Annotated in this window: 9 protein-coding genes; 1 reads left to right on the plus strand and 8 read right to left on the minus strand. The window is 63.0% G+C overall.

Translation table 11 applies throughout. The features are described 5' to 3' along the window. Positions 1 to 118: 118 nt before the first annotated feature. The gene (locus tag ICI42_RS01445; protein WP_188162760.1) at positions 119 to 1,921 is read right to left on the minus strand and encodes an IlvD/Edd family dehydratase; all 1,803 of its coding nucleotides are present in this window, start codon (positions 1,919 to 1,921) and stop codon (positions 119 to 121) included. Positions 1,922 to 2,065: 144 nt separating this feature from the next. On the opposite strand from ICI42_RS01445, the gene ICI42_RS01450 reads away from it, so the two are divergent. Then, on the plus strand, positions 2,066 to 2,518 hold the full coding sequence (locus tag ICI42_RS01450) for a CoxG family protein (RefSeq protein ID WP_188162761.1): 453 nt from the start codon (positions 2,066 to 2,068) through the stop codon (positions 2,516 to 2,518). 24 nt (positions 2,519 to 2,542) lie between these two features. On the opposite strand, the gene ICI42_RS01455 is transcribed toward ICI42_RS01450, so the two are convergent. From ICI42_RS01455 to ICI42_RS01485, 7 genes are all read right to left on the minus strand, one after another. Next, a complete protein-coding gene (locus ICI42_RS01455) occupies positions 2,543 to 6,373 on the minus strand; it encodes a CHAT domain-containing protein (protein ID WP_188162762.1) in 3,831 nt (1,276 codons plus the stop codon). A gap of 154 nt (positions 6,374 to 6,527) precedes the next feature. Continuing rightward, entirely contained in the window at positions 6,528 to 7,808 is a 1,281-nt protein-coding gene (locus tag ICI42_RS01460; protein WP_188162763.1) for an amidohydrolase family protein, read from the minus strand. Between the two features lie 191 nt (positions 7,809 to 7,999). Continuing rightward, complete coding sequence (locus ICI42_RS01465; protein ID WP_188162764.1) at positions 8,000 to 8,269, minus strand: GIY-YIG nuclease family protein; 270 nt, start codon at positions 8,267 to 8,269, stop codon at positions 8,000 to 8,002. Between the two features lie 63 nt (positions 8,270 to 8,332). Further along, positions 8,333 to 9,274: an ABC transporter permease gene (locus ICI42_RS01470; RefSeq protein ID WP_188162765.1), complete on the minus strand. Its 942-nt coding sequence runs from the start codon at positions 9,272 to 9,274 to the stop codon at positions 8,333 to 8,335. A 194-nt stretch (positions 9,275 to 9,468) separates the two neighbouring features. Beyond that, complete coding sequence (locus ICI42_RS01475; protein ID WP_188162766.1) at positions 9,469 to 10,518, minus strand: ABC transporter permease; 1,050 nt, start codon at positions 10,516 to 10,518, stop codon at positions 9,469 to 9,471. A 231-nt stretch (positions 10,519 to 10,749) separates the two neighbouring features. Next, positions 10,750 to 12,255, minus strand: a complete 1,506-nt coding sequence (locus ICI42_RS01480; protein WP_188162767.1) for an ABC transporter ATP-binding protein — start codon at positions 12,253 to 12,255, stop codon at positions 10,750 to 10,752. Positions 12,256 to 12,427: 172 nt separating this feature from the next. Continuing rightward, positions 12,428 to 13,453, minus strand: a complete 1,026-nt coding sequence (locus tag ICI42_RS01485; protein WP_188162768.1) for a BMP family protein — start codon at positions 13,451 to 13,453, stop codon at positions 12,428 to 12,430. Between the last annotated feature and the right edge of the window lie 35 nt (positions 13,454 to 13,488).

Here is a 13,488-nt window from a genome sequence, read left to right on the forward strand (position 1 = left end):
TCCCATAACGTCACGGCAAATCCTCCGAGATGCTCGCTGCCACTATCGCAAGACGACAACGAGCATACCGCCTGAACGCGGTTTTGTCGAAAGCACCCGCCTGCGGCGCTTCGTCAGATCAGTGGTTGTCGCGCGGCACACCCTTCGTCTGGGCAATCCGCTGATACTTGACCGCCGGCCGCAGCACCATGCCCTGCGCCAACTGGTCGACCATGCCGCGCTGAATTTCCTGCCACGGCGTCTGATGCGCCGGAAAATGATAACCACCATCCTGCTGCAGCGCCTCGCGGCGACGCGCGATTTCGGCGTCGTCGACGAGCATGTCGGCGGTGCCCTTGTTGAGGTCGATCCGGACACGGTCGCCCGATTTCAGGATGGCCAACCCGCCGCCCACCGCCGCCTCGGGGGAAGCGTTGAGGATTGAGGGCGTGCCTGATGTGCCCGACTGCCTGCCGTCACCGATGCAGGGCAGCGAATGGATGCCCTTCTTGATGAGATAGGCCGGCGGCTGCATGTTCACCACCTCCGCACCGCCGGGATAGCCGACCGGCCCGGCGCCGCGCATGAACAGCAGCGTGTTCTCGTCGATGTTTTCGGCGGGGTCGTCGATCCGGGCATGATAGTCCTCCGGCCCGTCGAATACCTTGGCAACGCCTTCGAACGCATCGGGATCGTCGGGATTGGACAAATAGCGGTCGCGGAACTCCTTGGAGATGACGCTGGTCTTCATGATGGCGCTGTCGAACAGATTGCCCTTCAGATTGATGAAGCCGGCATGCTCCTTGAGTGGCGCGGAGACAGGCCAGATCACCGCCTCATTGAGGTTTTCGACGCCTGCGCAATTGTCGCCGATGCTCTTGCCATTGGCGGTGACCGCGCCCGGATGCGGCAGCATGCCGGCCTTCATGAGTTCGGCGATCACGGCGGGGACGCCGCCGGCGTGATGATAGTCCTCGCCGAGATAGTCGCCGGCCGGCTGCAAATTGACGATCAGCGGCACATGGTGGCCAAGCCGCTGCCAGTCGTCATTGTCGAGCGGCACGCCGAGATGGCGGGCGATGGCGTTGAGATGGATCGGCGCATTGGTCGAGCCGCCGATGGCCGAGTTGACGACGATGGCATTCTCGAAGGCTTCGCGCGTCATGATGTCGGACGGCTTGAGGTCGTCATAGACCATCTCGACGATGCGCTTGCCGGTCTCGTAGGAAATCTGGCCGCGCTCGCGGTACGGCGCGGGGATGGCGGCAGACCCTGGCAGTTGCATGCCGAGCGCCTCGGCCAGGCTGTTCATGGTGGTGGCAGTGCCCATCGTGTTGCAATAGCCCACCGACGGCGCCGACGACGCCACGATGGTCATGAACTCATCGTAGTCGATCTCGCCGGACGAAAGCCGCTGCCGCGATTCCCACACGATGGTGCCCGAGCCGGTGCGCTTGCCCTTGTGCCAGCCGTTGAGCATCGGCCCTACCGAAAGGGCGATGGCTGGAATGTTGACGGTTGCCGCCGCCATCAGCAGAGCCGGCGTCGTCTTGTCGCAGCCGATGGTGAGCACGACCCCGTCGAGCGGATAGCCATAGAGCACCTCGACCAGGCTGAGATAGCCCAGGTTGCGGTCCAGCGAGGCGGTCGGGCGCTTGCCGGTTTCCTGGATCGGGTGGCAGGGAAACTCGAAAGGAATGCCGCCGGCCGCCACGATGCCCTCGCGCACGCGCTTGGCCAGCTCGACATGGTGCCGGTTGCATGGCGACAGGTCGGAACCCGTCTGCGCTATGCCGATCAAGGGCTTGCCGGACTGCAGCTCTTCGCGGGTCAGGCCGAAATTCAGATAGCGCTCGAGGTAAAGCGCCGTCATGCCCGGATTGTCGGGATTGTCGAACCACTCCTGCGAACGGAATTTTTTAGTCGTTGCTGCGCCGGCCATGACACCCTCCCGGATTTGTCACGCATGGTTATGACAACAGCATTCGGCCCGCAAGATGGTGAACGCCGATCCTGTACTTTGGTGCGGTAGACAGCAACAATGACGTGGAGTAGCCCATGGGGGCCGATTCTGGGGAGGACCGTCATGGCACTTGTGATTGAAGGCGAAGAGCGCATCGAAGCGTCGATCGACACCGTTTGGAAGGCATTGAACAATCCCGAAGTGCTCAAGGAATGCCTTCCTGGCTGCCAGAGCCTTGAGATGAAATCAGACACCGAGATGGCGGCCACCATCGTGCTGAAGATCGGGCCGATCAAAGCCACCTTCTTGGGCGAAGTGACGCTGACGAACCTCAACCCTCCCCACTCCTATACTATTCAGGGAGAGGGCAAGGGCGGCATCGCCGGTTTCGCCAAAGGCGGCGCCGACGTTGCGCTTACCGAGGACGGCCCGAACGCCACGGTGCTGAAATACGAAGCCAAGGCCGATGTCGGGGGCAAGATCGCCCAACTCGGCAGCCGGTTGATTACATCGACCTCGAAAAAACTGGCCGGCCAGTTCTTTTCGAGCTTCAACCAGAAAGTCAGCGCGGGCTGAACGGCGGGGCTGGCGCAGGCCAACCTATCGCGAACCGACGCCGAGAACGGTGAACGACGCCCAACTCGCCGGATGGCTCTCGGCTGGGCCCACCGGCTTGTCGATCATTGCCAGTATCGATGCCTGGAGTGCACGGGGCCAACCTGAACCCGGTGCTTCGGCATGGGCTCCGGTCATTCCGGTGGTCAGTCTCACCGTGGGCTTCGACGGGATTGCCCACAAGGTAACGAGCAGTTGCCGCGCCCCCGCCGCGATGAAGCCCCGCGCCAGACCCGACATCCACTCGGCGCGCGGCCGCCCATCGGCTCCCCCGGTGTTGCAGGCCGAGAGAATGACAAGATCGGCGTCGAGCTTCAGCGCCATGATCTCCGACAGCGACAGATATCCGTCCCGCCCGGCCATATCGAACGCTTCGGGCGACAGCACGAGGCCCGGCTCCACGGTGCCGCCGACCTCGCCGGCAAGAATGCCGTGGGTGGCGAAGGCAAGCACCCGATAATCGCTCAAGGAACGTTCCGCCAGACGGCTTTCAGTCGCCTGCCCCGCAAGCAGAAGCGCCTCGTCGCCGACCTTGAACGACGCCGCCAACGCACGAAGCTCATCGGCGGTTTCGGGCAATGGCGCAAGATCCGAAAGGGCTGCCACATCGACGCCGCCATCGCGGGTGAAGAGCGACGCGACCTCCATCTCCTGCGCCGGAACCGCACCGCCGAGGAGCGGATTTCCGATGCCGAAAAACGGTTTCGGAGCCTCGGACGCCTTCAGGCCTTTTCGCTGCGCTACCAGCGAGCGCACGCTCGGCGACAGCGACACCGGAAACCGGCGGATGAGAAACGGCTGGGCTGCCCAATCCACCGTCGCTAAACTGCCGTCGCCGATCGGTTTCGCGCCGCGAACGCCGACCGCTTCCGGTTTTCCGCCAGCCTTGTCGATGGTAGCGCCTGTCGAAAGCATTGCCCAGGGCAGACCGGGCAATGGCCCGTCGCCGACGACAATGAGATGGCCGACGCGTTCAAGCGCAGCTTCCGCGGGGCGCAACAGCACATCGTAAAGCGCAGCCGCATTGCCCATGTCCACGGCACCGAACGAAGATGCCTGCCGCCGAAGTTTGGCAATGCGGTCGGAAAGGTCGGTGGCGGCTATGGGCGACACAAACAGGAAGGGTTCCAGCCCCGGCCGGAGGACCAAGCCGTAAATGTGGGCTGACCCGACATGCAGCATGGCAAGCGCTTCATCTGCTTCCAGCGCGCTCTCTGCATCCGCGACAGTGGACGGCGACAGGCTGGCTAAATCCTCTGAGACCGTCAGCTTTTCCGCAATGACCGCCGATGCCGCGGTGATGGCAGTGTGCGCTTCCTCACGCCGCTTTCTTATCACCCAAGGCAGTTTTGACGGCAAAATCGCTTCCGTCGCCTCGATTTGTGCGAGCGTACCCAGTGCCCGGTCGCGGGCATCGACAGCATCGCGCAACCGCACATCGCGGGTGATGCTGTTTTTGATCGCGGTCTGTGTGGCAAGCGCCGTATCGCCGAGCATGGCGGATTGCAGGTCGGCAAAGGTCCGTTCCACCGCATCCGGCAGTTGCTGTCTGGCGGTCATGTCACCCGCGACCAGAAAGCGTAGCTCCGCCACATGCTTCAACGACGGCTGGAACGCCTGATACAACAGACCAGCCTGGTCGTTGCCGACCTGCCACTCCTGCTTCAATCGGGCAGACATCAGCTGACTTGCCTGGTCCAGCCGTGCCGAGGCCTTTCTCCAGTCTTGGTCTGCGACAGCATAGCCACCGAGACGGGCATAAGCGGGAGCCAGCACTCTTGCGATCTGCAGGCGCGCATTCGCGTCCGGTTCGGTCCAGGCCTTGATGTTATGCCCAGGCTCATCGAGCCGAGCGATGTTGTCGTCGACGGCCTGCGCGGCGATGGGGAAGCGCAGTTCGGTCAGCGCTTCCGCAAAGGCCGACAACGTCTCGAAAATGGCGGTGTCGATCCCGAAATTGGAATAGTGAGCTGCCATACTGGACACGATCGGGTCGAGCACACGCCGGACGCCGATGACATCTTGGTCGGTCAGCATCGTCAAAACACTGCTGCTTGAGATTTCCTGATCGGCAAACCTTCTCGACGCGACAAGCACGCGCTCGCGTTCATTCGGATCGAGGCTATCAAGAATTTCAGCCGCTTTCGGATAGGCTTCCACCTCCGTACGCTGCAGAGCCAGGATGCGAAGGATTTCCTGTTGTGCGTCGGCTTTCAACGGCTGAGCTGCCGCCGCATCGGATTTTAAAATTTCGAAAGTCATAGGCTCGGAGGTCTTGTTCCCCGTCTGCCGGTCCGCATCGACGGCGGCCCGCCACCACCTCTCTACCATGGGACGCATCAGGCCCCCGCAGCCGCCGCAAAAGCGGTTGCGCAGATGATCTACAACCAGACGCGAAATGTCCTCGTCGTACAAAGTGGTTACGTTACCGGCATCGCTGACGTTTTCGTACGGCGTCGACGCCAGATCGATGGCCTGTCCGAGAGCGGCGGCAGCCTCGCGATCCTCCAGCCGTGAGTCGTAAAACTCTGCCTCGAACACGGCGAACTGGATGCGCTGAACCGGATCGATGCGGTCGCCATGGGCGGCCAGGATTGCGCGGGCCTCGGCAATATCCGCATCCAGGCGGGATGCGCTGCCGGCGCGCCATTCGAAGCGCAGAGAACGCTGCAGCGTAAGGAACCGCACGGCTGGATCGTCGATGCCGGCCGACCAGGACTTGGCGTCGCGAAACAGTTCGCGGGCGAGATCGGGCACCATCATGGAATCGAAAATGTCGGCGCCCGATATCGCCATGCCGATCTCGCCGGACTCCGCATCGTTAGCGCCGGGATTGATCCGGGCAAAGTATCGCATCAAATCGCGGTAGCTGGCATCGTCGATGGCGCGTAGACCGAGAAGTTCGGCATAGGGCTGGGAAGCCCCGGCATAGTCCGTCGCCAATTCGCCGAACGTGACCGTCTCCAGCGCCTCCAGCCGATAGTTGGCTTCCATCTCGGCTTGCGGCAGCGTGTCCTTCAACAGTTCGTTGATCGCCGCAACAACGCCTTGTTGCGCAAGACATCGGCCGTCCACCGAATCGATTTCGCCGTTCTCAAAATCCGCCCGCCAGCGTTCCAGCCGCGACCTTGCTACCGGCAGAAATCCAGAAGCGATTGCCTTGGCATCGCTATCGACTGCCGCTTCCGCCGCCGCGATCACGAATGCCGCATCGGCATCGTAGACTGCACGAGCATTGCCGGTTGAGGGGGCAATCTCTCGCATCGCGCGCGCAAAACGCAGGCGATCCCCGGCATCCTCATAGCCCGATCCCATTCTATCGAGCGCTGCGACCTGTCGTATCTGCGCGCCGGCAACGCTGTAATGCCGCTTGACGGCGTCGATCTGCTCGGCTGCGTTATGTGCCTGAGAGGAAGCGAGGTTGACGAGGTAGTCCACCTCCACCACATCGGATGCGTTCGACAAAAGCAGTTCGAATACTTTCCGCAGCGCGTCGTCGGCAGCTTTTCCATACTGCTTGGGGTCTGCGATCTTCGCGAGTTCCGCCAGGTCGGCGGTCAGAATGGCAACGCGATTTACCTTTGCATCCGGCGCGTGCAGGAGCTCTTTTACTGTTTCATGCAGTCTGGGCAGCAGCTCTTGCGCACGCTGCTCACGATCGTCCCTGGTGAAGTCGAAGCTCAGCCTGACCGCTTCGCGATGCAGTTCGTTGGCGACAAAACGCTTGGTTATGGCAAAATCGTCGAGCGCATCGCAAACGGTGGCCTGATCCGCCTCGGCACGCGATGTCGACGTGAAAAAACCTCCCAACGTCATGCACAACGCCAGGACGTGAAAAAACCCGCGCAAACCGCTCTTCGGCATGACGCCCAAACCCTCAACCGCCCGGCGCAGCCTATAGGTGCGAAGGCCTGCGGACAATCGGTCCGATGCGGGTTGCCCAATCGACAACGTCTGTATCGACGGCCGGTCAGCTCGCCTCATGCCGGCGGTTGACGCCGGCGGGGCGGCCGGGGATCGACAACGCGGTGTCGCGCTTTTCGCGGCGGGCAACGACCTTGCCCTTGGCGACGACGCAGAGGCGTTCGGCGCGCAGCCGCACCGCTTCGATGGGATTGCCGGCATCGAGCACCACCAGCGACGCATCCTTGCCCACGGCAAGGCCATAGTTTTCCAGGCCCATGATCGCGGCGTTCACATTCGTCACCATGTCGAAGCAGCGCCGCATGTCGTCCGGGCTCGACATCTGCGCGACATGAAGGCCCATGAAGGCGACGTCGAGCATGTCCGCCGTGCCGAGCGAATACCATGGGTCGAGCACGCAATCCTGGCCCCATCCGACGCGGATGCCGTGCTTCAGCATTTCCGGCACGCGTGTCATGCCGCGACGCTTGGGATAGCTGTCGTGGCGGCCCTGCAGCATGATGTTTATCAGCGGGTTGGGAATGATGGACACATCGGCCTCGGCAATCAGCGGCAACAGCTTGGACACATAGTAATTGTCCATCGAGTGCATCGACGTGCAGTGCGAGCCCGCCGCCCTGCCCTGCAGGCCAAGGCGCTGCGTTTCATAGGCGAGCTGCTCGATATGGCGCGAATGCGGGTCGTCGCTCTCGTCGCAATGCAGGTCGACCATCAGCCCGCGTTCCGCGGCGATCTCGCAGAGGTCCGTGACCGAGCGGGTGCCGTCGGCCATGGTGCGCTCGAAATGCGGAATGCCGCCGACCACGTCGACGCCCATGTCGAGCGCGCGGATGGTGTTTTGGCGCGCGGTCGGATCGCGGTAAAGCCCGTCCTGCGGAAAGGCGACAAGCTGCAGGTCAATGTAAGAGGCGACCTCTTTCTTCACCTCCAGCAGGGCCTCCACTGCCAGCAGCCGGTCGTCGCAGGTGTCGACATGGGTGCGGATGGCAAGCAGCCCCATCGACACGGCCCAGTCGCAATAGTCGAGCGCGCGGCTCTTCACCGCCTCATGCGTCAGCAGCGGCTTGAGTTCGCCCCACAGCGCGATGCCTTCCAGAAGCAGACCCGATGCGTTGATGCGCGGAATGCCGTAGCTGAGCGTGGCGTCCATATGGAAATGCGGATCGACGAAGGGTGCGGATACAAGATCGCCGGAGGCGTCTATGGTTTCGCCCGCCTCGCCCATGATCGACGGCTCGATCGCCATGATCTTGCCGCCCGCGATGCCGATATCGGCGACGCGTCCATCGGGCAGCGTGCCGCCTTTGACCAGGATATCGAAGCTCATCGTTCACCTCCTCGGTTTGTCGCTCTACGCCGACACCGTCATCCTCGGGCTTGTCCCGAGGATCTGCGGCCTTGTCGGCTGGGCGCGGCCTTTCAGCCGCATTTCATGATCCCAACGCTTCAGTTGTAGTCGACCCACATTTTTGTGTTGGGGTGTGGGCGATATAGATTGTCGATCTCGTCAATGCGATCTTACAGATCCAGCCACGTAGGGTTCAGTCCCTTGATCAGGCTGGCTTTCCATTCGCGGCGATATCTCTTGAGAGACTTCTCGCGCTGTATCGCCAGAACGATATTCGGATGCCTCTCAAACCAGACCAGATTTTTCACGTTGTATTTTGCAGTGAAGCCTTGGTGAACTTCGTTTCGGTGCTCCCAGACACGATTTCTCAGATCACTCGTGACACCGATGTAAATCACGCCACGCGGCCTGTCTGACATCATGTAGGCGAAGCCGGACATGGCCTTTCTTTCACATGTCGGCAGATCCTCGGGACAAGCCCGAGGATGACGGGCGGCACGGCTTCATCTCTCCCCCTTCTGGTAAGGCACCATCAGCGCCTTGGGATAGGAGGCGCGGCGCGCCACGAGGATCAGCGCCAGGATCGACAGCGCATAGGGCATCATCAGGAACAGCTGATAGGGCACGACACCGCCGGACAGCTGCTGCAGGCGGATCTGATAGGCGTCGAAGGCGGCGAACAGGATGGCGCCCAGGAGCGCCTTGCCGGGCCGCCAGGAGCCGAACACGACGAGCGCGATGCAAATCCAGCCGCGCCCGTTGATCATCTCGAAAAAGAACGAGTTGAAAGCCGACATGGTGAGAAACGCGCCGCCGACGGCCATCAGCGCGCTGCCAACCATGACGGCGCCGATGCGGATGGCGTTGACGCTGATGCCCTGCGCTTCCACGGCCGAGGGGTTTTCGCCGGCGGCGCGGACGGCAAGGCCGAGCGGCGTGCGGTAGAGCACCCAGGCGACCAGCGCCACCGTCAGGAAAGCCAGGTAGGTCAGCGGCGTCTGGTTGAAAACCGCGTCGCCGAGGAAAGGAATGCTCGACAGGCCGGGGATGGCGAAGGGCTGGAACGGCTCGATCTTGGGCGGAGACGTGACCTGCGGCAGCGCCAGCCGGTAGGTGAAATAGGTCAGGCTGGTGGCAAACAGCGTGATGCCGATGCCGACGACATGCTGCGAGAGACCGAGCGGCACCGTCAGCGTGGCGTGCAGCAGGCCGAACATCGCGCCTGCGAGGGCAGCAACCGCGACGCCGGTCCACAGATCCCCGCCGGAGTAGACGGTGAACCAGCCGGCAAAGGCACCGACGGTCATAATGCCTTCGATACCGAGATTGAGCACGCCCGCCCGCTCGCAGATCAGTTCGCCCATGGTGGCGAAGATCAACGGCGATGCGATGCGGATGGCGGCGACCCAGAAACTCGCGGTGAAGAGGATGTCGAGCGCGTCCACGGCCTACCCTCCCCCTTGAGGGGAGGGTCGCGGAACAATCGGCGTGCCCTGCGCGCGATTGAGACGCGGGGTGGGGTTGCCGATGAAGTGCTCGATCCTGACACAACCCCACCCCGTCTCACGAACTTCACTGCGTTCCGTTCTCTCGACGACCCTCCCCTCAAGGGGGAGGGTAGAACCGGCGCATGTCATCATCACCTCCACCTCACCCTGAACCGCGCCAGCAGGATCGCCACGACCATCGACAGCAATGCCGTCGCCACCATGACGTCGGCGATGTAGCTCGGCACGCCGGTGCTGCGGCTCATGGCATCCGCGCCGACGAAGATTCCGGCGACGAAAATCGCCGAGACAACGACGCCGAGCGGATTGAGCATGGCGAGCATCGCCACCACGATGCCGGAATAGCCATAGCCCGGCGACAGATCGAGCGTCAGATTGCCCTTGAGGCCGGAAACCTCGGAAAAACCCGCCAAAGCGGCAAGCCCGCCGGACAGAAGCGCCGTCTTCATCAGCACTCGATTGACGGGGATGCCGACGAAGCGCGCGCCTTCCGCATTGTTGCCGGCGGCGCGCATTTCGTAACCCAGCGTCGTCTTTTTCATGATGACCCAGACGATGACAGCGGAGACCAGTGCCATCCCGAAGCCGCAATGCAGCCGCCGTCCGGTGACGATGCGCGGCAGCCGCGCTTCGGCGATCAGTTTTTGCGATTGCGGCCAGCCCAACCCCATCGGGTCCTTCAGCACGCCTTCGAGCAGCATCGACACGAACAACAGCACGATGAAGTTGAGCAGCAGCGTCGTCACCACCTCATCGACGCCGAAGCGCGTTTTCAGCAGCGCCGGGCCGAGCAACAGCAGCGCGCCGGCCGTCATCGCGGCAATCACGATCAGCGGAATGAGCAGGATCGAGGGTAATGGCAAGGCACCGGTGCCCAGCACCACCGTGACCACTGCGCCGATATAAAGCTGGGCTTCGGCGCCGATGTTCCAAAGCTTGGCGCGGAAGGCGACCGCCACAGCCAGACCGGTGAAGATCAGCGGCGTGGCGCGCGTCAGCGTCTCGAAAAGGGCGAATTGCGAGCCGGCAGCGCCCTTTGCGACCAGGAAGAACACCGAAAACGGGGATGCGCCGGCAAGCAGCACCAGCAAGCTGGCGAAGACCAGCGTGAAGACGATGGCGCCGACCGGATAGAGCAACAGCATGACGAGCGACGGTGCGGGTTTCGGTTCAAGCCGCATGGGATCGTTCCGAAAATTGGCGGGAGGATTGCGGGACAGCGCCCCCCTCTGTCCTGCCGGACATCTCCCCCGCATGGGGGGAGATTGGATGTCGCGTCGGCTTTCGCCAATCGCCAGCGCTGCAGAACGGGCGGTGAGCCTGAAGCTGCCGATCTCCCCCCATGCGGGGGAGATGTCCGGCATGACAGAGGGGGGCGCCACAGAGCGCCTTTCTGTTCAAGCTTGCCATGCTCACGCTGCCTCCCCATGCCCGGCCATCAGTTCGCCGAGTTCTCGGATCGAGCGTTCGCCGCGCTTCGAGGGCGCCGACACCTGGCCTTTCGAGATGACCACGACCGTATCCGACAGTGCGAGGATTTCCTCCAGATCTTCCGAAATCAGCAGAATCGCGGCACCCCGCTCGCGCGCTTCGAGAAGCCTGGCATGAACATAGGCGACCGCGCCGACATCGAGCCCGCGCGTCGGCTGGCTGGCGAGGATCACCACCGGATCGGGATCGAGCGCCCGGCCCAGCACCAGCTTCTGCATGTTGCCCCCCGACAGGAGCCGGATGCGCGTTTCGGGCGATGGGCATTTGACGTCGTAGTCCCTGATGATCTGTTCGGCGAAGCCGCGCGCGGCCTTCCAGTCGATGAAGCCATGGCGGCTGAAACGGGCGCTGTCGTAGCTCTCGGCAATGACGTTTTCGGTGATGCTCATATCGCCGATGGTGCCGACCGCGTGCCGGTCCTCAGGTACGCGCGCGATCCCTTTGCCAAGTGCTGCCTTGGGCGACCAGTCTGCTATCGGCGAGCCGTTGACGGCGACGGTGCCGGCCGTGGGCCTCTCCGTTCCCGACAGAAGGGCGGCAAGTGCCGCCTGCCCGTTGCCGGACACACCGGCCAGGCCGGTGATCTCGCCGCCGCGCAAGGTCAGCGACACGGCATCGAGCCCCGCGCCGTTGACGCGGCGGGTCGACACGCCCTCCAGCACCAGCAAGGGTGCTCCGCTGCGCACCGGCGACACATCAGCCGCCTTGACCTCCTGTCCCACCATCAGAGCGGCGAGTTCCCTACGATCGGTGTCAGCGGTCAGGCGTTCGCCAACCAGTTTTCCGCCGCGCAACACCAGAACCCGGTCGCTGGCGGCCATCACCTCATGCAGCTTGTGCGAGATGAAGATGATCGACAGGCCCTTGGCGACGAGCAGTTTCAGCGTCTTGAACAAAGCGTCGGTTTCGCCCGGCGTCAGCACCGCCGTCGGCTCGTCGAGGATGAGGATACGCGCCTCGCGATACAGCGCCTTGAGGATTTCGACCCGCTGCCGCTCGCCAACCGACAGGCTGGCCACGGCAGCGCCGGGATCGACCGTCAGCCCGAAGTCGCGCGACAACGCAACGATACGCTCGCGTGCATTGGCGCGGCTCAGCGTCGGGCGCCACAGCGGCTCGGTGCCCAAGGTGATGTTTTCCTGCACCGTCATCTGGTCGGCCAGGGTGAAATGCTGGTGCACCATGCCGATGCCGGCTTCGAGTGCGGCGCGCGGATCGCCCTGCGGCAGCACCTTGCCGAATGCTTCGACACTGCCCTCGTCGGGAAAGTAGTGCCCGAACAGGATGTTCATCAGCGTCGTCTTTCCCGCCCCGTTCTCGCCCAACAGCGCGATGACCTCACCGCGCTTGAGCTCGAACGAAATGGCATCGTTGGCCACCAGGGGGCCGAAACGCTTGGTGATGCCGGAAAGTCTGAGGACGGTCATGTAGCAGGACCTTCCCTTCTCCCCTTGTGGGAGAAGGTGTCGCCGAAGGCGACGGATGAGGGGTGTTGCACGGATTGAGCGGCTGGCGTGTCTTCCAACACCCCTCATCCGTCTCGGCCTTTGGCCGATCCACCTTCTCCCACAAGGGGAGAAGGCAGGCGCTGCGCTGTCATCAGCTCGACTTCGGCTCGCCGTCGTTGATCTCGACGGTGAACGAGCCGTCCTTGATGGCTTTTTCTTTCTCCGCCACCATGGCCTTGACCTCGGCGGGCACCTTGTCCTCGAACGTGCCGAGCGGGGCGAGCGAGCAGCCGCCCTCCTTCATAAAGGAATAAACGCCATAGTCGGCCGCCTTGAAGGTGCCGGCCTTGACCTCGGCAATCGCCTTGTCCAGCGTCGGCTCGAAATGCCACAGCGCGGAGGCGACGACGGTCTCGGGATAGTCGGCTTGGGTGTCGATGACGTTGCCGATGGCCAGGACGCCCTTTTCCTTGGCGGCATCCGAGACGCCGAAACGCTCGGCATAGAGCAGATCAGCGCCGCCATCGATCTGGGCGAAGGCGGTTTCCTTGGCCTTGGGCGGGTCGAACCACGAGCCGATGAAGGCAACCTGGAACTTGGCGTCGGGCGCGGTTTCCTTCACGCCGGCCATGAAGGCGTTCATCAGCCGGTTGACCTCGGGGATCGGATAACCGCCCACCATGCCGATGGTCTTCGACTTGGACATGGCGCCGGCGACGATGCCGGACAGGTAGGATGCATCCTGAATGTAGTTGTCGAAAACCGAGAAGTTGGGCACCGCGTCGTCCGGCTTGAAGCTCGACCCCATCAGAAAAGCGACATCAGGATAGTCGGCGGCAACGGTGCGGGCAGCATCCTCGACGCCGAACACCTCGCCCAGGATCAGCTTGTTGCCGGCCTCCGCATATTCGCGCATGACGCGCTCATAGTCGCTGTTTGAGGTGTTTTCCGAATAGACATATTCGATGTCGCCGCGTTCCTTGGCAGCCATGGCGGCCTTGTGGATGCGGCTGACCCATTGCTGTTCGACCGGCACGGTATAGACGGCGGCGACCTTGATCGGATCGGCGGCAAACAGACGGGTCGGCAGGCCGGCCGCCGCCAGCGTAGCGGAAGCGCCCGCCGCTTTCAAAAGCGTGCGGCGTGACAGGCCGGGAAAAAGGAACGAACTGGACATCGAGAACCACCTCTGGCTGTTGTTTTTGGACGAAG

The sequence above is a fragment of the Oryzicola mucosus genome, assembly GCF_014534685.1.
GTDB lineage: Bacteria > Pseudomonadota > Alphaproteobacteria > Rhizobiales > Rhizobiaceae > Oryzicola > Oryzicola mucosus.